General features: G+C 62.1%; 22 protein-coding genes and 4 tRNA genes. 6 read left to right on the top strand and 20 right to left on the bottom strand.

The window, feature by feature from the left end; translation table 11 throughout:
• The first annotated feature begins 34 nt into the window (after positions 1–34).
• Positions 35–454, top strand: coding sequence for a carboxymuconolactone decarboxylase family protein (locus CLAC_RS04830; RefSeq protein ID WP_053411934.1), 420 nt, complete (start codon positions 35–37; stop codon positions 452–454).
• A gap of 218 nt (positions 455–672) precedes the next feature.
• Here CLAC_RS04830 and CLAC_RS04825 read toward each other — a convergent pair whose 3' ends face one another.
• From CLAC_RS04825 to CLAC_RS04780, 10 genes are all read right to left on the bottom strand, one after another.
• The gene (locus tag CLAC_RS04825; protein ID WP_053411933.1) at positions 673–1,761 is read right to left on the bottom strand and encodes a PE-PPE domain-containing protein; all 1,089 of its coding nucleotides are present in this window, start codon (positions 1,759–1,761) and stop codon (positions 673–675) included.
• Positions 1,762–1,797: 36 nt separating this feature from the next.
• Entirely contained in the window at positions 1,798–2,934 is a 1,137-nt protein-coding gene (locus tag CLAC_RS04820) for an acyltransferase family protein (protein WP_053411932.1), read from the bottom strand.
• Between the two features lie 11 nt (positions 2,935–2,945).
• A complete protein-coding gene (locus CLAC_RS04815; protein ID WP_053411931.1) occupies positions 2,946–3,908 on the bottom strand; it encodes a lactate/malate family dehydrogenase in 963 nt (320 codons plus the stop codon).
• Between the two features lie 62 nt (positions 3,909–3,970).
• Positions 3,971–4,043, bottom strand: a tRNA-Glu gene (locus tag CLAC_RS04810).
• Between the two features lie 62 nt (positions 4,044–4,105).
• Positions 4,106–4,177 (bottom strand) — tRNA-Gln (locus CLAC_RS04805).
• A 28-nt stretch (positions 4,178–4,205) separates the two neighbouring features.
• A tRNA-Glu gene (locus CLAC_RS04800) sits at positions 4,206–4,278 on the bottom strand.
• A 62-nt stretch (positions 4,279–4,340) separates the two neighbouring features.
• Positions 4,341–4,412: transfer RNA gene (locus tag CLAC_RS04795), tRNA-Gln, on the bottom strand.
• Between the two features lie 67 nt (positions 4,413–4,479).
• Positions 4,480–5,967, bottom strand: a complete 1,488-nt coding sequence (gene gltX / locus CLAC_RS04790; protein ID WP_053411930.1) for a glutamate--tRNA ligase — start codon at positions 5,965–5,967, stop codon at positions 4,480–4,482.
• A 28-nt stretch (positions 5,968–5,995) separates the two neighbouring features.
• A complete protein-coding gene (locus CLAC_RS04785) occupies positions 5,996–6,193 on the bottom strand; it encodes a YgaP family membrane protein (RefSeq protein WP_053413275.1) in 198 nt (65 codons plus the stop codon).
• 40 nt (positions 6,194–6,233) lie between these two features.
• A complete protein-coding gene (locus CLAC_RS04780; RefSeq protein ID WP_053411929.1) occupies positions 6,234–6,944 on the bottom strand; it encodes a TIM barrel protein in 711 nt (236 codons plus the stop codon).
• 38 nt (positions 6,945–6,982) lie between these two features.
• On the opposite strand from CLAC_RS04780, the gene CLAC_RS04775 reads away from it, so the two are divergent.
• Entirely contained in the window at positions 6,983–7,714 is a 732-nt protein-coding gene (locus CLAC_RS04775) for an SDR family oxidoreductase (RefSeq protein ID WP_053411928.1), read from the top strand.
• A 55-nt stretch (positions 7,715–7,769) separates the two neighbouring features.
• Complete coding sequence (locus CLAC_RS04770) at positions 7,770–8,981, top strand: isochorismate synthase (RefSeq protein WP_053411927.1); 1,212 nt, start codon at positions 7,770–7,772, stop codon at positions 8,979–8,981.
• A gap of 24 nt (positions 8,982–9,005) precedes the next feature.
• On the opposite strand, the gene CLAC_RS04765 is transcribed toward CLAC_RS04770, so the two are convergent.
• The 3 genes from CLAC_RS04765 to CLAC_RS04755 are packed head-to-tail and all read right to left on the bottom strand — an operon-like array spanning position 9,006 to position 12,302.
• Positions 9,006–9,794, bottom strand: a complete 789-nt coding sequence (locus tag CLAC_RS04765) for a fumarylacetoacetate hydrolase family protein (RefSeq protein WP_053411926.1) — start codon at positions 9,792–9,794, stop codon at positions 9,006–9,008.
• A gap of 10 nt (positions 9,795–9,804) precedes the next feature.
• A complete protein-coding gene (locus tag CLAC_RS04760) occupies positions 9,805–10,413 on the bottom strand; it encodes a 3'-5' exonuclease (RefSeq protein ID WP_053411925.1) in 609 nt (202 codons plus the stop codon).
• An 11-nt stretch (positions 10,414–10,424) separates the two neighbouring features.
• Positions 10,425–12,302, bottom strand: coding sequence for a DUF294 nucleotidyltransferase-like domain-containing protein (locus CLAC_RS04755; RefSeq protein ID WP_053411924.1), 1,878 nt, complete (start codon positions 12,300–12,302; stop codon positions 10,425–10,427).
• Positions 12,303–12,334: 32 nt separating this feature from the next.
• Between CLAC_RS04755 and CLAC_RS04750 the strand changes: the two genes are divergently transcribed.
• A complete protein-coding gene (locus tag CLAC_RS04750; protein WP_245621982.1) occupies positions 12,335–13,051 on the top strand; it encodes a mycothiol transferase in 717 nt (238 codons plus the stop codon).
• Here the strand turns inward: CLAC_RS04750 and CLAC_RS04745 are convergent.
• Both CLAC_RS04745 and scpC (CLAC_RS04740) read right to left on the bottom strand, forming a co-directional pair.
• Complete coding sequence (locus tag CLAC_RS04745) at positions 13,005–14,021, bottom strand: 3-isopropylmalate dehydrogenase (protein WP_156324873.1); 1,017 nt, start codon at positions 14,019–14,021, stop codon at positions 13,005–13,007. The genes CLAC_RS04750 and CLAC_RS04745 overlap by 47 nt on opposite strands.
• A 158-nt stretch (positions 14,022–14,179) precedes the next feature.
• Entirely contained in the window at positions 14,180–15,694 is a 1,515-nt protein-coding gene (scpC, locus tag CLAC_RS04740; protein ID WP_053411922.1) for a succinyl-CoA:acetate CoA-transferase ScpC, read from the bottom strand.
• A 347-nt stretch (positions 15,695–16,041) separates the two neighbouring features.
• Between scpC (CLAC_RS04740) and CLAC_RS04735 the strand changes: the two genes are divergently transcribed.
• Both CLAC_RS04735 and scpC (CLAC_RS04730) read left to right on the top strand, forming a co-directional pair.
• Positions 16,042–17,151 (top strand): GTP-binding protein, encoded by a 1,110-nt coding sequence (locus CLAC_RS04735; protein ID WP_053411921.1) that lies wholly within the window; start codon positions 16,042–16,044, stop codon positions 17,149–17,151.
• Positions 17,152–17,270: 119 nt separating this feature from the next.
• A complete protein-coding gene (scpC, locus tag CLAC_RS04730) occupies positions 17,271–18,773 on the top strand; it encodes a succinyl-CoA:acetate CoA-transferase ScpC (protein ID WP_053411920.1) in 1,503 nt (500 codons plus the stop codon).
• A 46-nt stretch (positions 18,774–18,819) separates the two neighbouring features.
• On the opposite strand, the gene serA is transcribed toward scpC (CLAC_RS04730), so the two are convergent.
• From serA to CLAC_RS04705, 5 genes are all read right to left on the bottom strand, one after another.
• Positions 18,820–20,415, bottom strand: a complete 1,596-nt coding sequence (gene serA / locus CLAC_RS04725) for a phosphoglycerate dehydrogenase (protein ID WP_053413274.1) — start codon at positions 20,413–20,415, stop codon at positions 18,820–18,822.
• Between the two features lie 183 nt (positions 20,416–20,598).
• Positions 20,599–22,320: a hypothetical protein gene (locus CLAC_RS04720; protein ID WP_053411919.1), complete on the bottom strand. Its 1,722-nt coding sequence runs from the start codon at positions 22,318–22,320 to the stop codon at positions 20,599–20,601.
• 128 nt (positions 22,321–22,448) lie between these two features.
• A complete protein-coding gene (gene ilvC, locus CLAC_RS04715; RefSeq protein WP_053411918.1) occupies positions 22,449–23,465 on the bottom strand; it encodes a ketol-acid reductoisomerase in 1,017 nt (338 codons plus the stop codon).
• An 82-nt stretch (positions 23,466–23,547) separates the two neighbouring features.
• On the bottom strand, positions 23,548–24,051 hold the full coding sequence (gene ilvN, locus CLAC_RS04710) for an acetolactate synthase small subunit (protein ID WP_053411917.1): 504 nt from the start codon (positions 24,049–24,051) through the stop codon (positions 23,548–23,550).
• A 37-nt stretch (positions 24,052–24,088) separates the two neighbouring features.
• Positions 24,089–26,005: an acetolactate synthase large subunit gene (locus tag CLAC_RS04705; protein ID WP_053411916.1), complete on the bottom strand. Its 1,917-nt coding sequence runs from the start codon at positions 26,003–26,005 to the stop codon at positions 24,089–24,091.
• Positions 26,006–26,200: the final 195 nt, after the last annotated feature.

Here is a 26,200-nt window from a genome sequence, read left to right as displayed (position 1 = left end):
TGTCGTCGCCCCTCCTGACCTAAGCTAAAACAGCATGAGCAACCCAAACGATAACCTCTTCTCCTCTGAACGCTACGATGCCGGCATCGACATCCGCCGCGAAGTCATGGGCGACGAATTCGTCGACGCGGCGCTTGCCCGCAACGCGGGCTCCGACGGAGAGACGCTGCAGAAGCACATCACCGCGACCGTGTGGGGCTCCGTCTGGAGCCGCGAGGGCCTCGCCAAGCGAGATCGCTCGCTGCTCAACATCGGAATGTTGGTTGCCCTACGCGCGACCGAGGAGCTGCGCGGGCATATCAAGGGCGCGCTGGCCAACGGCCTGACCCGCACCGAGATCACCGAAGCGATCGTGCACGCCTCCGGGTACTGTGGCGCGCCGGCGGCCTTTTCCGCAATGAAGGTCGCGCAGGAAGTGCTCGTCGAGGAGCTCGGGCCCCTCGAGCAGGACTAGCCGCGGTAGCCGGCTCAACCCAGTAACGAGCATTTTCCCGCTTGTTCCAGCTATCCCCGCGGGGACGCTGGAGCAGGCAATCATCAGGCAGGCGACCGGAATCACCGGACGAGTCATCCCGAACGCAAACGTTTCATCGAGACCTCTTAGCCCTTCAATCTAGGAAAGAGATATCAATATTACTTTCCTAGATTAATCCCGACGCGGCAGCAGACGCGCTATTGGGTTGCGCTTTCCAGAGGCATACGCTCGTCCTCGCTGACGTCGGCCGGCTGGCAATCCTTAGGAGGCAGTGACTGCTCCAGCTCCTGGCGGGTCGCGGGACGCATCGGCACGGCGGCGTTTTCCGGAGTCGGCTCAGAGATGGGATAGTACTCCTGCCAGCGCTGCTCCCAGGAGTCCACATCCTCGTCTGTATATTCAATTCCCAGGTCGTGATAGGCCTTCTCCTGCGCAAGCGTGAACGGATGCGGAGTGTCCACCACCGCGTAGGTGGTATTTCCCTCAACCGACTTGTAGTACTTGGCGTCCTCCACGCTCGACGGATCCAGCGCGTAGGCATAGTTGGTAGGGCTCACGCCGCCGTGCACCATCGTCTGCCCCACCAGATTCACGGCGATGGACTCCGCCGGCCGGGACGGATCCCACTGAGTATTCGCGGTCGGGTCGGATTTCATCACGACTTCGGTGACTTGGGCGTCGCCCGTGTCCGCAGGGTTTCGCGCCCCCTTCGGTGTGAACCCGACGGATCCAAGGACCGCCCGGCCGGCCGGCGTCGTAGCTGTCTGGTGGATTCCCCACGGACTGCGCGGGTCCGCAAGGAGCAGAATCCGGTCTCCCTCGGCCACCTCCCCCTTGTCCGCGGCGCGCTCCGCGCCATCGCCGAGAACTTCCGAGCCCTGCGAATAGCCGGTCCAAATCACGGGCTGGCGCTGTCCACCGTGGCTGTTATGGTCAGAGAAGGACTTCTCGACCGCCGCAGTCCCCTCAGCAGCAGAATCGTCGTAACTGGGAGCTAGGGGACCGAACTTGGTAATCCCCTTACGGTTTCCGCCCGTAATTGGCCCCATCGAACCGACGTAGTCGACAGTGCTGTGTTCGCGCGGGCCCACGAGCGGCTCTACGCGCGAGTCGAACGTCGAATCCGTGGTGCCGGGAACGTTGACCATCTCGGAATCGTTGCCCGGGAACCAGTCGCCGGAGTCGCGGGCCTCGGCGGCGGGGGCCAGCAAGACGGAGCTAAGTGCAGAGCCAAGCAGAATGACCGATACAGACTTTAGTAGGGCTTTATTTTTGCTATCTCTCACATATTCCAGAAAAACAGCTGGACAACTGAGTTTCAATTAGACTTTCGACCCCCAGGGGCTAACCGGTCCGCCCCTGCCCGTCATTACATCGGTTACCCAGCGAAGCCCTCGGGCAAGGGGAATCGACACCACCGCCGTGACAATCGCCACCGCCAACATCGACCCCTGGAATACCTGGTAGCCCATCTCAGACATAACCCAATCCATAACCAGGACATGAACCAGGAAGAACTCGTAGGAAATCTCGCCCAGCCACACCATGGCAGGATGACGCAGCCAACCTACCTCGACGTTCAGGGCCACCGGCGCAACGAAGAACACCGCGGTCAGGCCATAGAGTAGCGTCTTCCACAGCGCCTGGTAGACATCCTCCGGAACCAAGGTCGCAGGTCCGGCGTGGGTAGTTGTCGAGGCGATGAAAAATCCAAATGCAAGTGCCCAGCACATCGGCAAATTCGCCCGCCACCCGACGCGACGCCCGTACGCCAGAATCATACCGGCGGCGAACCAGTCGAAGTACGCCACCGGCCACAGTCGCGAGACCACCGGCAGCGCCTCAACCTCGTGAGAAAAAACGGTCCAGACCGGCCCGATCGCCGCAAAAAGAATTATGACCGCCAGAATCGGCCCTGCTTTAAAGCGCCCCCTAGCCAGGGTCCACATGGCCAACCCCAGCAGTGGCAGAACCAGGTAGAAACCGACCTCGACGACCATCGACCACATCTGCGACAAGCCGGGATGGATCCAACCGAACTGCAGTGTCTGCGTAAAACTCATCGAGCGAAGCCAGCCGGAAAACCCTCCGCCCGTGGCTGGCGGATTATCGCCCACATGAACGAGAAACGCTACCGTAACGGCAATCCAATACCCCGGCAGGACGCGCTTCGCACGGCTGAGGAAGTACCTGCTTACGCTGGGTGGGCGCTGCAGCGGCGCGGAGGAACCGTCGGCAAGCCTATCCAGCCAGTGCCCGGTGAGCAGAAAAGCGGACAGGACGAAGAAGATAGTGACGCCAATTTCCCAGCGCCCATTCAGACGGCCGGTCCAGTCGTCCGTGTAATTGCCCGTCCAGAAGGCGGCGTGAGTGAGCAGGACGCCGAACGCGCCGATAGCGCGGATGCTGGTCAGCTCGGGGATGTGCCGCTTGGCTTCGGCGGGCGCTTGCGTACTCATGCTCAGTTATTTTAGGGCTTCATCTTTTCCACCGTGGCCAAAATATAATCCGCGGAAGCGCGCAGCTGCTCGATCTCCCACTCGTTTAGCTTCGGCGGCATCCGGCGAACAATCCCCTCCCGACCTATGACCGCAGGCATGGACAGGGACACATCGGGCAGGCCGTATTCTCCATCGAGCCGGGTACAGACCGGGTGCACGCTGCACTGATCCAGCATGACCGTCCGCGCAATCTCCAGAGCGGAGCGCGCCACACCTGCGTTCGTCCAGCCCTTGGCATTGAGGACGTCATAAGCGGCGCCAACAACGGCATCCTTAATCTCCTCCGGCCCGGGCAGCTGCTCGCCGTGCCACGTCTCTAGGTCTTCCCAGCCGGTGCCCTGCACGTTCAGCCGCGACAGAATCGGCACCGCCGTAAGCCCGTGCTCGCCCATCATGTAGCCCGTCACCGACTTCGGGTCCACACCAAGCCGCTTTCCGACGACCCAACGCAGGCGGGCCGAATCCAACATCGTACCGGTGCCGAAAAGTTTTTCCACCGGGTAGTCCACGGTCTGGTGCGCTAGATGCACGACCGCGTCCAGAGGATTCGTAATAAAGACGACGATTGCGTCCCGGGTCTGCCCGGCGATCTTGGGCATGACGTCGCGGACCACGTCCCCGCTGCGCTTTGCCAGCCCCGCGCGGTCCGGGCGGGCATTGGGATTATCCGGGTCCGGCAGGATCGACGCGCCCGCCGCAACGATAATCATGTCGGCGTCAGCGCAATCGGTGTAGTCTCCGGCGCGAACGTCGACGTAGTCGGTTCCGGGAACTCCGGTGGACTGGGATTGGTCGAGGGCCTCGCCGTGGGCTACGCCGGGAGCGGTATCGATGGTGACGATTTCCGCGAAAAGCCCCGACTCCATGGCGTAAGTCAAAACGTAGGAGCCGACGTGGCCGAGACCGATGCAAACGAGCTTGGTGTTCCTCATAGGGCCGAGTCTACGACGAAAAACCTCCACTCTAACGAGAGAGCGGAGGTTTTTGTAACTTGTACCCCGTACGGGATTTGAACCCGTGTTACCGGCGTGAGAGGCCGGCGTCCTAGGCCGCTAGACGAACGGGGCTTAGAACCGAACTCTTTACTCGAGCTAAATCAGAAATTGAAATCAGCAGAGTAAGAATTCTGCTGGCCTACCAGGACTCGAACCTAGAATGACGGTACCAGAAACCGTAGTGTTGCCAATTACACCATAGGCCAATAAAGAAGCGCAACGAGCGCAACTTTGTACCCCGTACGGGATTTGAACCCGTGTTACCGGCGTGAGAGGCCGGCGTCCTAGGCCGCTAGACGAACGGGGCTTAGAACTGAACTCTTTACTCGAGCTAAATCAGAAATTGAAATCAGCAGAGTAAGAATTCTGCTGGCCTACCAGGACTCGAACCTAGAATGACGGTACCAGAAACCGTAGTGTTGCCAATTACACCATAGGCCATCGCTGCGAACGCAACGAGGAATAATATAACCAATACGCAGTTCGCAGGGCAAATCCGCTGGTCAGCCTAACCTTCGACCTGCCACGGGGTGACAGCCTGAGCCTTGCGCAGGCGAGACAGGGTGCGCTCGCGGCCGAGTAACTCCATGGACTCGAACAGCGGCGGGGAAACCTGGGCGCCGGTGACTGCAACGCGGACGGGGCCGAAGGCCTTGCGCGGCTTGAGCTCGAGGTCCTCGATGAGGGCCTTCTGCAGCGCGGCCTCGATGTTTTCCGTAGTGAAGGAGGCCTCGTCCAACGGCTCGACTGCGGCAATGGTCGCCTCGAGCACTGCGACGGCATCTTCCTTGAGATTCTTGCGCGCCGACTTCTCGTCGAACTCGAAGGAGTCCTCTTCAACGACGAGGAACTTCGAGAGGTCCCAGGCGTCGGAAAGCGTCTTCACACGGGTCTGTAGAAGCGAGGCGAGGAAATCGAACTGGTCGGCCGGAAAGTTCGCCGGGAAGTCAAAGTGGCCCTCCAGGTAGTCACGCAGGCGAGCGGCGAAATCGCCGGGCTCGAGCATGCGGATATGGTCGGCGTTGATGGCATCGGCCTTCTTCTGGTCAAAGCGGGCCGGGTTGGACAGCACATCGTGGACGTCGAAGGCCGCGACCATCTCATCCATGGAGAAGACGTCCTTGTCACCCTCCATGGACCAGCCCAGCAGCGCCAGGTAGTTCAGCAGGCCCTCGGGGATGAAGCCGTTGTCGCGATGGATGAACAGGTTCGACTGCGGATCGCGCTTGGACAGCTTCTTGTTGCCCTCACCCATCACGAACGGCAGATGGCCGAACTCGGGGGTGAACTTGGCGACACCGATGCGCTTGAGCGACTCGTAGAGTGCAATCTGGCGTGGGGTCGACGGCAGGAGGTCCTCGCCGCGCAGGACGTGGGTGATCTCCATCAGGGCGTCGTCAACCGGGTTGACCAGGGTGTAGAGCGGCTCGCCGTTGGAGCGCGCGATGACGAAGTCCGGAACCAGGCCGGCCTTGAATTCGATGCGGCCACGGACCAGGTCCTCGAAGACAATGTCCTCATCCGGCATGCGCAGGCGAATCACCGGCTTGCGGCCCTCTGCGCGGAAGGCCTCCTTCTGCTCCTCGGTGAGATCGCGGTCGTAGTTGTCGTAGCCCAGCTTCGGGTCGCGGCCTGCGGCCTTGTGACGCTCCTCGACCTCCTCCGCGGTGGAGAATGCCTCGTATGCCTCGCCGGCGTCAATCAGGCGCTGCAGGACGTCCGCGTAGATGTCCTTGCGCTGGCTCTGACGGTAGGGCTCGTGCGGGCCGCCGACATTAATACCCTCGTCCCAGTCGATACCGAGCCACGTCAGGGCGTCGATAATCGCCTGGTAGGACTCTTCGGAGTCACGGGCCGCATCCGTATCCTCGATGCGGAAAACCAGCTTGCCGCCGGTGTGGCGGGCGTAAGCCCAGTTGAACAGGGCCGTGCGGATCAAGCCAACGTGCGGGGTACCAGTTGGCGACGGGCAAAAGCGAACGCGAACATCAGACATGCTTTCAAACGATACCCCTTGGCAATATCTACTTCACCTTGCAGGTGGAGATACCAAACACGCGGTAGAGCGGGCAGAAGCCGACGATGCCGGTTAGACCGGCAATCACAGTCAGTACCCACATAAGGACGGAGACCGCACCCGTGGTCTTGTAGGCAACGATGCCAAATACTACAGCGAGGACGATACGGATGATGCGGTCGATGACAGACTCGTTAGTTTTCATGTCAACCATCATACCCCTACCGGTATCCGAGTCCAGCTTCTTATATCCACTCCCCCGCGATTTCCCCCGCATATCCGGCTGCCCGCAATCGCGCGATCGAATCGGGCAAGGGCAACGACGCCGAGCCCGGCGCGCCGCGGCCGGGGAAATCCGCGACCTGCACGTGCCCGGGCAGCGGCTGGCGCCTCTCCTCGACGTCTTCCAGCCAGGCATCCACGTCCACCCCGTTGACCGCGAAATGGTAGAAGTCGGCCAGCACCGCGCACCCCGCCTTTCCGGCCAGCTCCGCTGCGGCCCAGGGGTCACGGATTGGGTAATCGTCCATTCCCGACAGAGGCTCGACCAGCGCCGTCACGCCGTACTCACCCAGGCGCTGCGCGATCTCGGCAAGACGGTCGCGCTGCTGATGCGTCACTGTGCCCGAGCGCCCGAGCAGCACGTTCGAACGCTTGAGCCCGGTGGCGGAGGCAATCTCGCCGACCGCCTCGAAATGACGCTCCGGCAGCTGCTGCCGATGCAGCACTCCTCTCTCGCCTGCGGCCATGTCCCCGCCCCAGAGATTCATCGCCCGCAGCTCGACTCCCGCGCCAAAAAGCCCGCAGAACGCCTCGACCTCGCCGGGAGCCGGGGTCGCCGAGTCGAAGGGCCACCAAAATTCCACGGCATCGTATCCGTCGGCACGCGCGGCGGCGACGGCATCGCACGCGGGTAGGCCTGCATACACGGTGGAGCAGTTGACTATCGTGATCATGCGCACATTATGCCCAATGCACAGGCACAATGGGAGCCATGAACGAGACACAAGGTGAAATCAGGACCGTCGTCGTCACCGGGGGCGGCGCGGGCATCGGCCGCGAAATTGCACTGGCCTTCGCGGGTGCCGGTTGGAATGTCCACATCTGTGGGCGCACGGAAGCCTCGCTTGCCGACGTCTGCTCGGCCACAGCCGGGCCCGTGACCTACTCCACGTGCGACATCACCGACGAGGCACAGGTGCGGAGCATGTTCGGCGACGCGCTAGCTAGGTACGGCCGCATCGACGCGGTGGTGCTAAACGCCGGCCTTCCCGGAGCTCCGGCCGAGTTCGGCGACACCGACGTTGAGGATTTCCGCCGGGTCATCGACACCAACGTGATCGGTTCCTTCCTGTGCGCCAGGGAGGCCTTCGGCATTATGAAATCGGCTGGCGGCGGCCGTGTTCTGGTGAATTGTTCCATTGCCGCGCAAGTACCGCGGGCGCACACGGCGGCGTATGCGGCGTCGAAAAGCGCACTGGCGGGGCTGACCCGGGTGCTGGCGCTGGACGGGCGCGACTACGGCATCACGGCAACGCGCATCGATATCGGAAACGCGAAGACGGACCTGCTCGGAGCGTTCACGGCAGGTCCCGGCGCCGAGCCGATGTTCGACGCGAGGCAGGCCGCGGAGGCGTTTTTGTACGCTGCGTCTCTGCCCACCCAGGCCGTGGTGGACCACATGACAATCACCGCAGCAGGCATGCCGTTTTTGGGCAGGGGTTAGCGCGACAACTAAACTGACGGAAAAGACCTGCGGCGACGAGGAGGGCACGGCGAGTATGTCGATGGACAATCACCCTGCCTTTGGAGACTTCTCCGGCGGGGACAAGGAACCGGAGGCCGTCTCGAGGAGGCCGAAGAAGTCGACGCGCTGGGACGAATCGCGCCCCGCGACCGCCCCGGACTTCCTGCTCTCCCGCGCGCGCGGCTCGATTCGCACGCAGGGTGTGGTCGAGCAGATCTCGGACCCCTGGCTCGCCGCGGAGCAGCTACGCTCCGGCATCCACCGCATGGTCGTGGGCGCGCTGCCCTTCGACCTGGACAAGCCTGCTGCGCTGACGGTGCCGCGCGATGTCATCCGCGCCGATCACCCGCTCGAGCCCCCGGCGCACTACCGCTGGAACGCACCGAGGCTGCGCGCGAAAGTCGTGGCGGAAGATCCGGCGCCCGCGGAGCACATGGAGCGGGTCGACGCCGCAATCAGGACAATCGCGAATTCTGGGCTCGACAAGGTTGTGCTGGCGCGCGCAATCGAGCTGGATATTGACCCGCCGATTGACCCGCTGCTGCTCGCGGCCCGCCTCATCGATGGCTCCCCAAACCGTGACGGTTTCGTCGTTGACCTCTCACCTGCGGGAACCGACTACAAAGGCAAGCTGCTGATTGGTTCCTCGCCCGAGATGCTGGTGCGCCGCCGAGGCAACACCGTGGAGGCTTTCCCCCTGGCGGGCTCGCTGCCGCGCTCGCGCAACAAGCAGGTCGACGATGAGCATGCGCGCAGGCTCGCGGATTCAGTGAAAAACCTCGCCGAGCACGCCTTTGTCGTCGACGACATCGCGGCCAACCTAGCGCCCCTGTGCTCGCACATCGAGGTGCCCGAAACACCCGAGCTCATGAGCACCTCGGAGATGTGGCACCTGGCCACACACATCCGGGGCGAGCTGAAGGACCCGACACTGTCGGCGCTGGATCTCGCGCTGGTGGTGCACCCAACCCCGGCCATCTGCGGCACCCCCACCGAAAGCGCCTTCGGCGTCATCCAGGCCGTTGAGACCGACCGAGGCTTCTATTCGGGCGCCGTCGGCTGGTGCGACGCTGACGGCGACGGCGAGTTCGTGGTCTCCATCCGCTGCGCCGAGATCAACACGGCCGGCACCGTTGCGCGACTGTGGGCCGGGGGCGGCATCGTCGAGCACTCCGACCCAGAAGAAGAATTAGCGGAGACACAGGCCAAACTGGGCACTGTGCTCCGCGCGTTCGGGCTGAGCTAGCTGAAAGGCTAGCTCCCAGCTCAGCTAAGCCCGCTCCACAGGGTTGGCGAGACGGCCGATACCCGGAATCTCAATCTCGATGCGGTCTCCCGGGAACATCGCCGCAGTGCCGGCCGGGGAGCCGGTGCAGATGACATCGCCCGGAAGCAGGGTAATCGAGGCGGTAATGAACTCGATAATCTCCGGAATAGACATGATCATCTGGTTCGAGTTGGAGTCCTGCTTGGTCTCCGTGGTGCCCTCATGGGTCAGGTGCGCCTTGATCGGCAGCTCGTTGTAATCCAGCTCGGTCTGAATCCACGGGCCCAGCGGGCAGAAGGTGTCGATGCCCTTCGCGCGGGCCCACTGCCCGTCAGCGAACTGCAGGTCGCGGGAGGAGACATCGTTGACAATCGTGTAGCCGAAGATAACGTCGTGCGCGTCTTCCTTCTTCACGTTCTTGCACGGCTTGCCGATAATCAGCGCCAGCTCGCCCTCGAACTCGACATTGGTCGCGAAGTCCGGGATGCGAATCGGGGCTTCCGGGCCGATGACGGCCGTCGGCGGCTTGATGAACATCGTCGGAGGCAGCGACTCCGCCGACTTCTTGAACACCTCCGCGACGTGGTCGGCATAGTTACGACCAATGGCGATAACCTTCGACGGCAGCATCGGGGCGAGCAAGCGCACGTCGGAAAGCGGCCACTGGCGGCCCGTCTTGTTCAGCTGTCCGAACGGGTGACCTTCAATTTCCTTCAAAGTAACTTCGTTGCCTTCGCCCTCAACGAGCGCGAAGCACATGCCCTCTGGGTGGGCGATTCTGGCAATACGCATGAGTTGTAGGTTACACCGCCTGTTGTGCAAGCCACACTTGGGCACAGGCTAACGCGTCGTTGAATGCGTGGTGAGCCTTCATTGGCGGGATTCCGTACCGTTCAAGTAGCGACCACAGGCGTAGCTCATCGCGCTTCGGTTCCTGGTCCGCGCGCAGCATCTTCTCATACTCGCGCGCCATCGTGTCCGCCACCGGGACCTTCAGAGGCGCTCCGAAATGCTTTCGACACAGCGGATCCAAGAAACCGATCTCCATCTGCGCGTAGTGCGCCAGCAGCGCCCGTCCGCTTAGGGCCTGTAGCAGCTTGCCGACGCCGACCTTTGCCGACACGCCTGTCGCCAGCATGTCGTCGGTAAGCCCGTGGATGGTCGCCGACTCGCCTACGCTGTCGTGCGCGCCGTCGGCGCGAATAACGACGTAGCCGGACTCCGCGAGAACGATGTCGTGGCCTTCGACCGCAACCCAGCCGATGGACAGCAGGCGGTCGCGGGCGGGGTCCAGTCCGGTGGTCTCCACGTCGACGGCCAGCCAGGCATTATCGCGGACGGGCGTGTCGTAGAGCTTTCGCAGCGGCCCCGCGGCGCGGCGGGTCTTCAGGCGGGTAAGGCTGCTGAACATGTCGAGCCCCCTTAAGACATCGAGCGGATCGGGTACTTCGCCCCGAGGGACTGCTGCATCTTGCGGACGACGCCGAAGGCGTCGCGCAAGTGCTCCTGCTCTAGACGGGATAGCGACTTCGGGGCGACATGGTTGTCCGGCTCCTGCTTGGCTGCTGCCTGGCGCTGTTGGTGATGCAGCTGCACAGAGCAGAGGAAGTCGAAGGCGTCGGCTAGGTCCTGCGCCCCCTGCCTACTCACGCTGCCGGCGCCTGCCCCTGCGGCAAGACGGTCGCGGGTGGACAACTGCGGCAAGCCGGCGGCGATGGCGAAGAGGCGCGCCATTTGCACCACCGCGGCAGTGCCGCCCTTCTTAATATCCAGAGTCTCCGCGTGGTCGCCGCCCTTTTCCAACACAAGTCCCCGGAAAAATCCCAGCGGAGGCTCGCGCCAGGCCGCCAGCTTCGCCAGGTGGGCGTGCAGGCGCGTGGAGTTTTGGGCAATCGGCACGTAGGCAGCGCGCAGGTCGTCAACGAGTTGCGTATCGCCCGCAACACCCCGGATATCGAAGAACGTCTGTGCGTGCAGCAGTGCGTCGCCATCCGGAGCAGTAATCCACCCGTGAAAGGCATCGGCCCACTGACTGACCGTCATGCGCCACGCGGGGTTGGAAGCCATCATGTCGCCCGGGCACAGCGGATAGCCGACCTTATCCAGGTTGTGGCACACAGCGTCGGCAAGCGAGGCGAAGTAGCGCGCGTGGGCAGGGTTGGACGGGTCATAGTCGTTGGAGAGGATCAGCGCGTTGTCCTGGTCGGAGGCCAGGCCCATCTCGCCGCGACCGTGCGAGCCGAGGACCGCGAACGCATAAGGCACCGGCGGGGGCCCGAGCTTTTCTTCCGCGAGTGTGACCAGGCGGCGGACGACCGCGTCGGCGATGGAGGTCAGCAACTTCGAAACCTCCTCGGCCGAGACACCGCGGTCCAGGTAACGGCCGACCATCGCGCGGGCATTGTCGGCGACTTGGGCGATCTCGCCTATGTCAGACTTACGCGCCAGCGTCGCGGTGGCGTAGACCGGATCGGTGTGCAGGCTGCGCAGCAGGTCGCCGATAACGATCATGCCCGTGACCTGCGCGCCGTCGTGGACAGGGAGATGGTGGAAGCCGCGCTCGGCCATTAGCAGCATCGCCTCGAAAACAAGCATGTCCGGGCTGATCGTGAGAGGATCCGGCGTCATGACCTCGCGGACAGTTGTCTCCGCGGTGAGCCCCTTCGCCAGTACGCGGCGGCGCAGGTCGCGGTCAGTAATGATGCCAACGAGGGCGCCTGAATCCACCACCAGCAGGCTCGAGATGTTCTTCTCTGTCATCAGTTGCGCGGCCTCGCGGACGGTCGTTTCAGAGGTGCATGTAATGGGAGTCGCCACGGCAAGCTCTCCCACGCGCGTGCGCAGCGACTCCGACGCCGCCGTAGAGCGCAACTTCGATGCCACCGCGCGAATGCGGGCATTCTCACCGCCGTAGTAGCGCCGAATCTGCGGGAAAGTGTTGTTGAGGTGCTCGAACACCTCGTCCGAAATGACAAGAAAGAGACTGTCCTCTACCGCCGTCATCGTATAGAGGCTCGGCTCCCCCGACAGCAGCGTCGAGTAGCCGAAGTGGTCGCCCACATCGCGGCGGTCCAGCAGTGTGCCCGCAGGGTCGAAGACGTCGACCAGGCCGGAGCGCACGATAAAGCAGTGTCTGTTGTCCGCGCCCGCGTGGACAATCTCCGTGCCACGGCGCGCGTAGCGCATGGTCAGAAGCGGTGGGATAGTGGCGCGTTCGGCGTCGGAAAGCTCCGAGAAGGGGCGCGTGCCGGCGAGAAATGCGGCGATTTCACTCAGCTCAACGCTCATATTTTCGGTCATGGAACCATTGTAGATTCCCGTAAGGTGGGCGCATGAGCGAAATCACAGATACACCCATTGCGGATACCTCCAACCCTGCCTGGCCCCTCGACTCGCACATCCTCGCCCGCATGGACAAGCTCGCCGCACTCGTCGCCTCGCTTGACGACGCCCTTGCGAACGAAAAACTACCGATCCCGGCGATTAATACTCCCATCGTCCTGCTTCGACACGTGGGCGGGTCGGCCCGGTATTGGCTCGAGCGCGTCTGCTTGGGCCGCGATTATTTCCGCGATCGGACTGGGGAGTTCTCGGCGTCGGGAAGCGTGGCCGAGGAGCTTGCGATATACCGCGAGCAACGCGCCGCGATTGCGCGGTGTCTAGAGGAGCTTCGTAGCGTCGACCGCTCCGCACCACCTGCGTGTGTCCCGACCGACAAAGAGCGCTGGTGGTGCGCCTCGATTGAGGGCGTAATCGTGCACGTCTTCCACGAGGCGGCACAGCATTTGGGGCATGCCGAGATTACGCGAGATGCGTTAGTGGCTGGGGCGGCTGGGGCTGCGGATTCTGCTAGGCCAGCCGCCACTTCCCTACTCGACGCTGTCATCGCCGAGCTACAGGAGTCCGGCCATGCTGCAGACTTTATTGAGGGCACAAAAATCACCACCGTCGACGGGCTCGAGTTAAGCCTCGACGAGGTGGTGAAAGCGGGGGTTCGGAAAGTTACTTCAGCGCAGCAGCAATCCGATCGCCGATCTCAGCAGTCCTGATTGGGCCGTTGCCACGGGTCTCCATGTCCTTCTCGACCGCGGCCTCGATGCGCTTGGCATCGTCCTCGCGGCCCAGGTGGCGCAGCATCATCGCGGCCGACAGAATCGCGGCGGTAGGGTCCGCAATCCCCTGTCCCGCAATGTCCGGCGCCGAGCCGTGGACGGGCTCAAACATGGACGGGTTGGTACCGGAGGCATCAATGTTGCCGGACGCGGCCAGGCCGATACCACCGGAAACAGCGCCCGCCTCATCAGTAATAATGTCGCCGAAGAGGTTGTCCGTGACAATCACGTCGAAGCGCGAGGGGTTAGTGACCAGGTAGATGGTGGCGGCGTCGATATGCGAGTAATCGACCTCAACCTCCGGGTACTCCTTCGCAACCTCATCGACCGTGCGCTGCCACATGCCACCGCCATGAACGAGCACGTTGGTCTTGTGCACCAGGGTCAGCTTCTTGCGACGCGTCATGGCCAACTCGAAGGCGTAGCGGACCACGCGCTCGGCACCGAAGCGGGTGTTCACCGAGGTCTCGTTGGCGACCTCGTGCGGCGTGCCGACGCGAATCGCGCCACCATTGCCGGTGTAGGCACCTTCAGTGCCCTCACGCACCACGACGAAGTCGATTTCGCCCGGGTTCTTCAGCGGCGATTCCACGCCCGGGAAGAGCTTAGACGGGCGCAGGTTAACGTGATGATCCAGTGCGAAGCGCATTTTCAGCAGCAAACCACGCTCCAGAACTCCGGGTGGTACGTTCTCCGGGTCACCGATTGCGCCAAGCAGGATGGCGTCATGCTCACGCAGGGAGTCAAGGTCGGCGTCGGTAAGCAGCTCACCGTTGCGCAGGTAGCGGCGTGAACCAAGATCGTACTCGGTGGTGTCGAACTCACCGATTGCTGCCTTGAGGACCTTCAGCGCCTCAGCGGTTACTTCGGTGCCAATACCATCGCCGGGGATAACGGCGATCTTCAGCGGTGTGGCGGTTGCAGCGGTTGCCTCAGTCATTTTTGAGATACCCTTCTCACTATATGGACTCCTGCAGTGTAGCAGATAAATCCACCAACCGTCACAGGCAAAAAATTCCCGCCCACAAACGGAAGAACCGTCGGCAAGCGGGAAGAAAAAGACGTTTAAGCCTCCGGCTTCATCGAACCGTTCGCAAGGAAGCGGCGATGGAAGTCGTAGGAAGCGCCAAGGTCATGCGGGGTATGCATGAACGGAGTGGCCTTCTCGGCGCGCTCGACGTACTCCAGGAGAGCTTCCTTGTACATCGGGTGGGCACACTTCTCAATAACAACGCGGGAGCGCTGACGCGGAGCAAGACCACGCAGATCAGCCAGACCCTGCTCGGTGATAATGACCATGACGTCATGCTCGGTGTGGTCGACGTGAGAGACCATCGGGACAATCGCGGAGATGTCACCGCCCTTAGCAATCGACGGGGAGACGAAGGTCGAGATGTAAGCGTTACGTGTGAAGTCACCCGAGCCACCAATGCCGTTCATCATGCGAGAGCCAGCGACGTGGGTGGAGTTAACGTTGCCGTAGATATCAGCTTCGATCATGCCGTTGGTGGTGATCAGCCCCATGCGGCGGACCAGGCCCGGGTTGTTGGAGATGTCCTGCGGGCGCAGAACAATCTTCTCGCGGTAGTCGGCGGCGTTGTCGTTCATACGAGCCGCATACTCCGGGGACAGCGAGAAGGCGGTACCAGAAGCGACGGCCAGCTTGCCGGCATCCATCAGGTCGACCATGCCGTCCTGAATAACCTCGGTAAAGGAGGTCAGGTTCTCGTACTTGGAGTCCAGCAGGCCCGCGAGCACGGCATTCGGAATGTTACCGACACCGGACTGCATCGGAAGCAGGTTCTCCGGCAGGCGGCCAGCCTTAACCTCGGAGTCCAGGAAGTCAAGCAGGTAGCCAGCGATGGCCTTGGAGTCATCATCGAGCGGCTTGAATGCGGAGTTGCGGTCCTCGGCGTTGGTTTCAACGACGGCGACAACCTTGTCAACATCGATTGCAACACCCGTGGAGCCGATGCGGTCACCCGGGTTCAGAATCGGGATCTCCTTACGGTACGGAGGCAGCCCGACATTGTAGATGTCGTGCATGCCCTCGAGATCCTCGGACTGCCAGGAGTTGACCTCGATGATGATTCTCTCAGCGGCGTTCAGGTAGGAGACGCTGTTGCCCACCGAGGAGGACAGGATCAGGGAACCGTCGGACTTGATGCGGACAGCCTCAACGACTGCGACGTTGACCTTGCCAAAGAAGCCCTGCTCCGTCATCGGGCCAGAGTGGGAAAGATGGATGTCACTGTAGTAGGAATCACCAGCATTGATGCGGTTACGCATGCCCGGGTCGGACTGGTACGGCATACGCCACTCAACACCGTTCGCCTTTGCGAGCGCGCCATCGAGCTCAGGGGCGGTCGAAGCACCGGTCAGGACCTTGATCTTGAATTCATCGCCGCGCTCGTGAGCAGCCTCCATGCGCTCGGCGAGAGCCGGCGGCACAACCTTCGGGTAACCGGCGCCAGTGAAACCCGCAAAGCCCACCATGTCCCCATGGTTGATGAACTGCGCGGCCTCCTGCGCGGTCATCACCTTGCTCTTGAGCCCCGCATGGGCAATACGATCTGACATGAATTCACCTTTCTATACGCGAGCACCTTTTGAAACAGGTCAACTCGCGGCAAAAATTATCCCCAACGCGACTATTGGGGTGGCGCTACGGACACCGAAGCACACCCCAACCTTATCAATTTGCCCTTATCTTTATTCACTTCCCCACAGGGCCACGCCCCCATTTTTGGGCACACCACAATTGCCATCACTACCAACCAAATCCACTGCACAACAGCGTTGTGAGCCAGGTCTCAAAAACCGCCCAGACACAAAGTGAATGCCTATTAGGGCAGTGCATGTTATCCATGTTGCGGCATTTTATGTTCGTTTATTGACAACGGTTTTCAGTTCGCTAGGCTGGTCGAGTGACTTCAACTGATGCACCCACCCCGTCCACCTCACCAACCTCCCCCACCCCAGTGACCGTCTTGTCCGGGTTCCTCGGCTCCGGCAAGACCACCCTTCTCAACAACCTCTTGGCCAACTCGGCTGGCCGCAAGATTGCCGTTATCGTCAACGATTTCTCCGAGGTTAACGTCGACGCCGCCCTCATCGAGCAGGGCACACACCTGGAGCGCGGCGAGGACCGATTCGTCGAGCTGTCCAACGGCTGCATCTGCTGCACTCTCCGCGACGACCTCGTCGAAAACGTCGGAGAGCTCGCCCGCAGCGGCCGTTTCGACCAGATTGTCATCGAATCCACCGGCATCTCCGAGCCAATGCCCGTCGCCGCCACCTTCGAGTGGCAATTCGAGGACGGCCGCCGCCTCGCGGACGTGGCCCCCATTGACACCATGGTGACCCTCGTCGATGCCTCCACCTTCCTCACCGGCCTACGCCAGGGCCGCTCCCTGGCCGAGGCCGATAAGCAGGCCACGCCTGACGACGAGCGCACGGTCGCCGACCTCCTCGTGGACCAGGTTGAGTTCGCTGACCTTATCCTCATCACCAAGTCCGACATCGCCGGAGAAAAGCTGACGGGCGGCACCGAGGAGACCGTGCGAGCCATGAACCCGCGCGCCAAAATCGTCCGCGTCACCAATGGCGAGATTGCCACCGAAGCCGTTCTTGACGCAGCGCTTTACGATGAAGCCACCGCGGCCACCTTCCACGGCTACGCGGAAGAGCTCGCGAATCCGCACACTCCGGAGACTGAGGAATATGGCATCTCCTCCGTAGTCTTCCGAGGTAACCGCCCATTCGACCGCGATCGCCTGATTAAGGCTCTGCGCGCTACCAAGGGTCTCGTGCGTTCCAAGGGACACTGCTGGATCGCCGACCGCCTCGAGGTCGCGCAGGTATGGAGCCAGGCCGGACCGAATCTCAAGATCACCCCGGCAACAATGTGGGCGCAGACCGACATTCCACCGTCGAACGAGGTCGTACTGATTGGCGTCAACTTCGACCCGGACGCGACGCTGAAGGCATTCGAAGACGCGATGCTTACAGACGAAGAGGTCCGCGAGCTGCTCTAGTGAGCTCTATCACTTCCCCTACCAGCGAGTGTGGCATCACACTGTTAGCGCGTGATAAGTTTGTCGCCAAATTGAATTACTGGCGATGACAACATTCTTACTCGCTGATAGGAGCACACATGTCTGATCGCATTGCACACGCTGGATTGCGCGGAAAAGTAATGAGCGCCGACGAGGCAGCTCAGTTCATTAACCACGGAGACAGCATCGGTATCTCCGGCTTCACCGGCGCTGCCTATCCTAAGGCTCTGCCTACCGCTCTGGCGAACCGAGGCAAGGAGCTCCACGCCGCGGGTAAGGAATTCAAGGTCAACATCTACACCGGTGCGTCCACCGCACCGGACTGCGATGGTGTCATGGCCGAAGCGGACATCATCAACTACCGCATGCCTTACCAGGGCGACCCGTCCCTGCGTAAGTCCATCAACGCCGGCAACGCGAAGTACCAGGACATTCACTTGTCCCAGTCCCCGCAGTACATCGAGCAGGGCTTCCTCCCCATCGATGCCGCTATCGTCGAGGCCACCCGCATCACTGAGGAAGGCCACATCATTCCTTCCTCCGGAATCGGCAACAACGTTGAATACCTGGACAACGCGGACAAGATCATTATTGAGGTCAACTCCTGGCAGTCCCTCGACCTCGAGGGCATGGCGGATATCTACCGCATCCAGCGTCTGCCGAACCGCACCCCGATTCCGATCAACGCCCCGGGCGACCGCATCGGCACCCCGTACATCGACATCAACCTGGACAAGGTTGTCGCCGTTGTCGAGACCAACGCCCCCGACCGCAACGCGCCGTTTAAGCCAATCGATGAAACTTCTCAGCAGATTGCCGGCCACTTCCTCGACTTCCTCGACGGCGAGGTCGCCGCTGGTCGCCTGGCATACGACCAGTACATCATGCAGTCCGGCGTCGGCAACGTCCCGAACGCTGTGATGGCAGGCCTGCTTGACTCCAAGTTCGAAAACATCAAAGCTTACACTGAGGTTATCCAGGATGGCATGCTGGATCTGATCGACGCAGGCAAGATGACCGTCGCGTCCTCGACCTCCTTCTCCCTGTCCCCCGAGGCCGCCGAGAAGATGAATAACGAGGCCGCACGCTACCGTAAGCACATCATCCTGCGTCCTCAGCAGATCTCCAACCACCCGGAGGTCGTCCGTCGCGTCGGCCTAATCGCCACCAACGGCATGATTGAGGCGGACATCTACGGCAACGTCAACTCCACCCATATCAACGGCTCCCGCGTGATGAACGGTATCGGCGGCTCGGGTGACTTCACCCGCAACGCGTTCATCTCCTCCTTCATCTCACCGTCGCTGGCGAAGGATGGCGCAATCTCCGCAGTGGTTCCTTTCGTCTCGCACATCGACCACACCGAGCACGATGCCATGGTCATCATCACCGAGCGCGGCGTCGCCGACCTGCGTGGCCTGGCACCGCGCGACCGCGTCGCAAAGATGATCTCCATCGCGCACCCGGACTACCAGCCGCTGCTCGAGGAATACTACGAGCGCGCGCTGAAGAAGGCCCCGGCGCTGGCTACCCCGCACGACCTGCGCACCGCCTTCGACTTCCACATCAACATGATTGAGAAGGGCTCTATGAAGGGCTAAAAAATTCCCCCGCCTCAACGAGAGGCGGGGGATTTTTTATGGGCTCTTAGTCCAGCTGCAGCTGCAGCGCGTGGGTGGCGGAGATGTCGGCCGAGATTTTCTCGACGAGCTCCTCCGGAACCTCCTCGCTGACGCGCAGAACCAGGATGGCGGTGTGGTCGTCTTCCTGCGGGGACAGTGCGGCAGCCTCGATGTTGACACCGGCCTGACCCAGGGCGGTAGCAACGCGACCGAGCGCACCCGGAACATCCTTGTAGAGGAGGAAGAGGTTGCGGCCGCTGGAGCGCATGTCGATGCCGCGACCGTTAATACGGACGATCTTCTCAATCCGGTTCAGACCGGTCAGCGCACCGACCACAGTCGAGGTGGAACCATCTGCGCCGATAACCTTGACCTCGAGGACGGAGCGGTGGGAGACGGACTCCGGCTCGGTCTCGACTGTGAAGGTAACGCCGCGCTCCTCAGCAATGCGCGGAGCGTTGACGAAGGTAACCGGCTCCTCGACCATGTTGGAGAAAAGGCCGCGGACTGCAGACATACCGAGGATCTCTACGTCCTCGGTGTGCAGTTCGCCTCGCGCGGTAACCTCGACGGCCGCCGGGGCCCCCTCAAGCAGGCCGCCGGCAACCAGACCCAGCTCGCGAGCCAGCTCGAGCCACAGGGCGACCTCTTCGCCCACGGCGCCACCGGAGACGTTGACGGCATCCGGGACAAACTCGCCAGCCAGAGCAAGCAGAACGGACTTCGCGACATCGGTACCGGCACGGTCCTGGGCCTCGACGGTGGAGGCACCGAGGTGCGGCGCGCAGACGGTCTCAGCGAGGCCAAACAGCGGAGAATCCGTGCACGGCTCGGAAGCGTAGACGTCGAAGCCTGCACCACGGATGTGGCCGGCCTTAATGGCGTCGGCAAGCGCCTGCTCATCGACGAGACCACCGCGAGCGGCGTTGATGATGATCTGTCCCTTCTTGGCCTTTGCCAGGAGGTCAGCATCGAACATGCCGGCGGTTTCCTTGGTCTTCGGCAGGTGGATGGTGACGAAGTCGGCGCGAGCCATCAGGTCTTCGAGCTCGACGAGCTCAACACCGAGCTGTGCGGCGCGGGCCGGGTTGGCGTACGGATCGTACGCGATGATGTTCGTCTCGAAAGCAGCAAGGCGCTGTGCAAAGAGCTGGCCGATGTGACCAAAACCGACGATACCGACGGTCTTGCCGAAGATCTCGACGCCCTTGAAGGAAGAGCGCTTCCACTCGCCCTCGCGCAGAGTCGCGTCAGCTGCCGGAAGCTGGCGAGCGGTGGCCAGCAGCAGAGCGATGGCGTGCTCACAAGCGGAGTGAATATTCGAAGTCGGGGCGTTGACGACCATGACGCCGCGCTTCGTAGCGGTGTCGATGTCGACGTTATCCAGGCCGACGCCGGCGCGGCCGACGATCTTCAGGTTCGGTGCAGCCTCTAGCACCTCAGCATCGACGGTGGTGGCGGAGCGGACCAGCAGAGCATCCGCGTCACCGACTGCCGCCAGGAGTTCGGGGCGATTCGGACCGTCGACCCAACGAACCTCAACGGAATCACCCAAAGCATCCACGGTGGACTGTGCCAGTTTGTCAGCAATAAGGACAACGGGGCGAGCGTTCTGGCTCACAAGCATCTCCTGATTTGTTCGTGTTTAGCATGCGATATGTGCGCTGACACCCTTCCGTCGGCGCACAGCTTTACTCATCATAGACTCCGGGGGGAGCTGGCGGGGGTGCCTATATACACAATACGGCGCTCACTACCCTTTGTTTAGGGCGTAAGCGCCGTTCCCCCACGCGTTAGCTTCGTACTACTGGTACGTAATCAACCACGGCCGAGGCTCGATATTCATAGTCTCCTCGGGAGTGAACATCGGCTTATCCTCGTCGATGAAGTTCTTCCAGGCCTCGAAAATCTCCGGCTGAAGGTCCTGCAGCAGGACGTTCCAAGTCTCGAACTTCTCCTCCGCAGTTCCATGACCGTCGGCATGCAGAACATAGGAAAGCTCTGGGTGAGACAGGTCCAGGTTTTCACGGTTGCGAATCATCTGGAGCTGGAACTGGTGCAGCAGCAGCATTTTCTGCGGCAGCTTATTGTCGCGAGTCAGCTTCGCCAGCCACTCGGCCACTCGGTTGACCTCCGCGGCATCGACATGGCCGACCTCAGTCGCCGGAACCTGTCCCGGCTCCATCTTCCATTCCGCGTCGAGAGCCAGCCCGACGTTCGGCATCTTCAGCAGCTCCTCGTAGAACTTCGCTTGGTCCAGGAAGTCGGCGCTTCCCGGCTGCAAGTCGATAATCACGTAGCCGCCGGCCTTGGTCATAGCGTCAACATAGGGCTTCAGGGATTCGATCGGTGCGGGCTCGGAGTAGTCACCGCGTGGCCCCGGCGAAGCCTGAGCGACCGAGGCAATGATTTCGAAGGCGGGCAGAACCGGATCGTCAGCGAACTTCTCGTACTTCTTGACATACTCCTTCGCGGTCTTGACTGCGTCCTCCGGATCTTCCTCGCCCATCACGCCGAGGGGCGCGGCACCGGGGTGACCATAGGTCGCAACCAAGTGACGGCCCGGGAACAGCAGGGTGCCACCGCCCGGCAGCTCCTTGATGCTGTCGTCCTTGGCGAGCTTGATGGTCTGCTCGAATTTCTTAGCGTCACCGAAAACAGATCCGAGGGCGACAATCGACTTGTCGCCTCGGGCAGCCTCGATCGACTCAGAGGTAGCACGAGCATCGCCGACCGGCAGCCACTCGACGTTCAGCCCGGCCGCGCGCGCCGTGGCAATCGAGGCCAGGCCCGTCCCAGGCGCAGCCAACGCCAACGCCTTGGAGTTCTCCTTCGGTTCGCCCTTAGGCAGGGTCGCGGATTGCGCTCCCTTGTCGTCCTTGCCGACGTGAGCCCGGTCGAGCTCCTCCTGGGTCAGCTTGCTTCCCGACGCCTCGGCCGCAACGATCGAGGGCTTATCAGCATCCATCTCGGCGATGGCGCGCGACGGCTTCGACTCCGGCTTATCGAGCACTTGGAAGTCGACACCGACAATCTCCTTCAGCCCTTCTGGCGTGCCCGGATCCCGGATGATCTGACGCTCATTGTTGCCCGTGATGTCCACCGCACCGACCGTGAGCACGGTCTTTGCACCCAGGCGGTCGATCTCCTTCTCGACCTTCGCACGCTCCGCCCCCGCGACATGCCCGCGAGCGTCCTTCTTCGGACTCAGCGCGGTCTCCTCGCTCTCGGTATCGCTTTCCGAGCCGAGAACCAGCATCGGCAGTTTCGCAGCCACCGCAATAGCGGCAGCCCGCCTCTGCTCCGCCTCGCCTGCCGACGACACCACAACGGCCTCGGAGCTGTCCAGTAGTCCCTCGGAGGCCGACAGGTCGTCGGCAAGCACCTTGGGTTCCTTCGAGACGGACTTAGCCGCGACGCCATTGTCAGGGCCACCACAGGCGACCAGCACTGTGCCGCCCAGCGCAATCGATATGGCCAGCGCAATAGTGGCCGTCATGCGGCGGGCCATCGCGGAAACTCGCACGTTTTACCTCCGTTTAAAAATGCGGGAATTGCCTCTACCCTATCTCAGCGGGTGTGGGGAGAACACATAAAGAACCCCGTCGAGGCGAGAAATCCTCGGCGGGGCGGTGAGCCATGATCGGCTATTGACTAGGCGGTCTCGGCGCGGGCGTCGACCTTGACCCAGCTCATCAGGTCGCGCAGCTTGGAGCCGACCTCCTCGATCTGGTGGTTGTTGTAGGAAGCGCGCAGCTCCTCCAGCTCCTTGTTGCCGCCCTCGACGTTGGCAACCAGGCGCTTGACGAAGGTGCCGTCCTGGATGTCCTTCAGGACCTCCTTCATGCGCTCCTTCGTGCCAGCGTCGATGACGCGCGGGCCGGCGAGGTAGCCGCCGAACTCAGCGGTGTCGGAAACCGAGTAGTTCATGTTGGCGATGCCGCCCTCGAACATCAGGTCAACGATCAGCTTTAGCTCGTGAAGAACCTCGAAGTAGGCCATCTCCGGTGCGTAACCGGCCTCAACCATAACCTCGAAGCCGGTCTTGACCAGTTCCTCGGTGCCGCCGCACAGAACGGCCTGCTCGCCGAAGAGGTCGGTTTCAGTCTCCTCGCGGAAGGTGGTCGGGATAACGCCGGCGCGGGCGCCACCGATGGCGGAAGCGTAGGACAGAGCCAGAGCCTTACCCTCACCCTTCGGGTCCTGGTCAACCGCAATCAGGCAGGGAACGCCCTTGCCGTCGACGAACTGGCGACGGACGAGGTGCCCCGGGCCCTTCGGAGCGACCATGCCGACGGTAACGTTCTCGGCCGGCTTGATCAGGCCGAAGTGAATGTTCAGGCCGTGGCCGAAGAACAGAGCGTCGCCGTCCTTCAGATTCGGCTCGATGTCCTCGGTGTAGACCTTCGCCTGGGTGGTGTCCGGAACGAGAACCATGATGACGTCGGCCCATGCAGCAGCGTCGGCGTTGGACTTGACCTCGAAGCCAGCCTCCTTCGCCTTTTCAGCGGACTTGGAGCCTTCGCGCAGGCCGATGACGACCTCGACGCCGGACTCGCGCAGGTTCTGAGCGTGGGCGTGGCCCTGGGAGCCGTACCCCAGGACGGCGACCTTGCGGCCCTGGATGATAGACAGGTCTGCGTCTGCGTCGTACAGCAGTTCAATAGCCATGAGAGTGAAAGCCTCTTTCGAAATCGGAAAGGTTAAAGGTAAAGGTACTGGGAACTTAAGTTATGGAATTTTTAGCTTGCCGCTAGCGCGCCTGAAGCATCGGCTTCGGACCACGTGCCATTGCGGCGGTACCGGACTGAATCAGCTCTCGGATACCGAACGGCTCGAGAACCTCGAGCAGAGCGAGAAGTTTCGAGCGCTCGCCCGTTGCCTCGATGATGACCGACTCCTGGGAGACGTCCACCACGCGGGCACGGAACAGATTCGCGGCGTCGACAACCTGCGGACGATTGGTGTTGTCGCAGGAAACCTTCACCATCAGCAGCCCTCGAGAAACCATCGTCTCCGGGGGTTGGCGGACGACCTTGAGGACCGGAACCAGTTTATTCAGCTGCTTGGTGATCTGTTCGATCGGCAGCGTCTCAGTCTCGACGACAACCGTGATGCGGTTGACCCCCTCGGTCTCGGTCTCGCCCGAGGTGATGGACTGGATGCTGAACCCGCGGCGGGTGAACATGCCGGCGATGCGGACCAGAATTCCCGGCTCATCGAGGGTCAACACAGACAAGGTGTGCAGTTCTGCCATTGTTTTGACTCGCTTCCTTACTATCGTCGAGCCCCGATTACCGGGCTTTCATGGTCGGGTGATGTGCTTCGGGCTTCAAGGCCGCGTCCTCGGCGTTCTCGTCCATTTTGTCGTGGATGTCCGCCGGAGCTTCCGCCGCGGAATTCTCGTCGTTGAACAGCGGGCGCAGGCCGCGGGCGTGCTCGACCTCGTCGTTGGACTTGCCGGCTGCGACCATCGGCCACACTTGTGCGTCCTCACCGACGATGAAGTCGATTACGACCGGGCGGTCGTTAATCTCGCGGGCCTTCTTGATCGCCTCCGCGACCTCCTCCTTCTTAGTGACGCGCATCGCGACACAGCCGAGTCCCTCCGACAGTCGGACGAAGTCAGGCAGGTAGGAGTTGTCCTCCGGGCGCAGCTTGGTGTTCGAGTAGCGCTCTTCGTAGAACAGCGTCTGCCACTGGCGCACCATGCCCAGGTTGCCATTGTTAATCAGAGCGACCTTGATTGGGAAGCCCTCCATGGCGCAGGTGGTCAGCTCCTGGTTGGTCATCTGGAAGCAACCGTCTCCGTCAATGGCCCAGACTTCCTTCTCCGGGGCCGCGGCCTTCGCGCCCATCGCCGCAGGGACGGAGTAGCCCATCGTGCCGAGGCCACCGGAGTTCAGCCACGTGCGCGGGTTTTCGTAGTCGATGAACTGTGCCGCCCACATCTGGTGCTGGCCAACGCCTGCCGCGTAGACGGCATCCGGGCCGACAATGTCGGACAGGGTCTTCAGCACGAACTGTGGCGAGATGGAGCCGTCCTCGTGATCTTCCCAGCCCAGTGGGAAATCGTCGCAGAGCTTATCGAGGTAGCTGCGCCATTCTGCGGTATTCGGGGCGGAAAGCTTCAGGTCTGTGTAAGCCGTGGAGAGGGCAGCCAGGACCTCGCGTGCATCGCCGACGATCGGGACATCGACCTCACGCAGCTTGCCAATCTCCGCCGGGTCAATGTCGGCGTGGATGACCTTGGCGTTCGGAGCGAAGGACTCGAGATGACCAGTGACACGGTCGTCGAAACGCGCGCCAATGGTAATCAGCAGGTCGGACTTCTGCAGGGCGGCGACGGCGGAGACCTTACCGTGCATGCCCGGCATTCCCATGTGCAGCTCGTGAGAGTCCGGGAATGCACCGCGCGCCATCAGCGTGGTCACGACCGGCACGCCGGTCTGCTCGGCGAATGCTATGAGCTCCTTCGAAGCATCGGCCTTAATCACGCCGCCACCGATGTAGAGAACTGGCTTGTTGGAGGACGCGATCAGCTCCGCAGCCTCCTCAATCTGACGCGAGTGCGGGGTGGTCACCGGGCGGTAGCCGGGCAGATTAATCTGCGGCGGCCAAACAAAGTCAATAGTTGAGTTCTGCAGGTCCTTCGGGACGTCTACCAGAACCGCGCCCGGGCGGCCCGAAGACGCCAGATGAAAAGCCTCGGCGATAGCGCGCGGGATATCCTCAGCTTCGGTCACCATGAAGTTGTGCTTGGTGATCGGCATGGTCACGCCGCGGATATCAGCTTCCTGGAAGGCATCGGTACCCAGCAGCGGTCGACCGACCTGGCCCGTGATGGCGACGACGGGCACGGAGTCCATCTGCGCGTCGGCAAGCGGGGTGACGAGGTTGGTCGCGCCCGGACCGGAGGTGGCGATGCACACGCCGACCTTGCCGGAGACCTGCGCGTAGCCGGTCGCCGCGTGGCCCGCGCCCTGCTCGTGACGCACCAGGACGTGGCGGAGCTTTTCCGAGTCATACAGCGGATCGTAGAGCGGGAGCACTGCGCCGCCCGGAATACCGAAGGCTACGTCAACGCCAAGCTCCTCGAGCGATCGGACAATCGCTTGCGCACCGGTAATGCGCTCGGGGGCGCCAGAACCGGCGCGTGACTTGGCGGCAAATTGTGCCGGCGATGGGCTGTGCTGCTCGTGCGCGTTCACGATTTCACTCCTGGTCTGGGTGAGGCGGGCAGTTGCTGTCCATCACATGTAGCCACATGCGCATACGCGACGTTGATGTGATGATGGATACAACATTAACGTCCACATAGTGAGAAGTCAATCTCACTAATTGGACACTTTCCGATTTCGTCCCATTCTCTCCCCCATTTGGCGTGGACCCCCACCCCCACCAAA

Source organism: Corynebacterium lactis RW2-5, from assembly GCF_001274895.1.
Taxonomy (GTDB): Bacteria; Actinomycetota; Actinomycetes; order Mycobacteriales; family Mycobacteriaceae; genus Corynebacterium; species Corynebacterium lactis.
Note: the sequence above shows the minus strand (reverse complement) of the source record. Positions and strands in the feature narration are given on the sequence as shown.

Excerpts from the sequence above, each read along its gene's own strand:
- CLAC_RS04785 (WP_053413275.1), bottom strand. The coding sequence starts at position 6,193 with ATGAAAACTAACGAGTCTGTCATCGACCGCATCATCCGTATCGTCCTC.
- gltX (WP_053411930.1), bottom strand. The coding sequence starts at position 5,967 with ATGTCTGATGTTCGCGTTCGCTTTTGCCCGTCGCCAACTGGTACCCCG.
- scpC (WP_053411920.1), top strand. The coding sequence starts at position 17,271 with ATGTCTGATCGCATTGCACACGCTGGATTGCGCGGAAAAGTAATGAGC.
- CLAC_RS04775 (WP_053411928.1), top strand. The coding sequence starts at position 6,983 with ATGAACGAGACACAAGGTGAAATCAGGACCGTCGTCGTCACCGGGGGC.
- CLAC_RS04760 (WP_053411925.1), bottom strand. The coding sequence starts at position 10,413 with ATGTTCAGCAGCCTTACCCGCCTGAAGACCCGCCGCGCCGCGGGGCCG.
- ilvN (WP_053411917.1), bottom strand. The coding sequence starts at position 24,051 with ATGGCAGAACTGCACACCTTGTCTGTGTTGACCCTCGATGAGCCGGGA.
- CLAC_RS04780 (WP_053411929.1), bottom strand. The coding sequence starts at position 6,944 with ATGATCACGATAGTCAACTGCTCCACCGTGTATGCAGGCCTACCCGCG.
- ilvC (WP_053411918.1), bottom strand. The coding sequence starts at position 23,465 with ATGGCTATTGAACTGCTGTACGACGCAGACGCAGACCTGTCTATCATC.
- CLAC_RS04820 (WP_053411932.1), bottom strand. The coding sequence starts at position 2,934 with ATGAGTACGCAAGCGCCCGCCGAAGCCAAGCGGCACATCCCCGAGCTG.
- scpC (WP_053411922.1), bottom strand. The coding sequence starts at position 15,694 with ATGTCAGATCGTATTGCCCATGCGGGGCTCAAGAGCAAGGTGATGACC.
- CLAC_RS04750 (WP_245621982.1), top strand. The coding sequence starts at position 12,335 with ATGAGCGAAATCACAGATACACCCATTGCGGATACCTCCAACCCTGCC.
- CLAC_RS04770 (WP_053411927.1), top strand. The coding sequence starts at position 7,770 with ATGTCGATGGACAATCACCCTGCCTTTGGAGACTTCTCCGGCGGGGAC.
- CLAC_RS04765 (WP_053411926.1), bottom strand. The coding sequence starts at position 9,794 with ATGCGTATTGCCAGAATCGCCCACCCAGAGGGCATGTGCTTCGCGCTC.
- CLAC_RS04755 (WP_053411924.1), bottom strand. The coding sequence starts at position 12,302 with ATGACCGAAAATATGAGCGTTGAGCTGAGTGAAATCGCCGCATTTCTC.
- CLAC_RS04815 (WP_053411931.1), bottom strand. The coding sequence starts at position 3,908 with ATGAGGAACACCAAGCTCGTTTGCATCGGTCTCGGCCACGTCGGCTCC.
- CLAC_RS04830 (WP_053411934.1), top strand. The coding sequence starts at position 35 with ATGAGCAACCCAAACGATAACCTCTTCTCCTCTGAACGCTACGATGCC.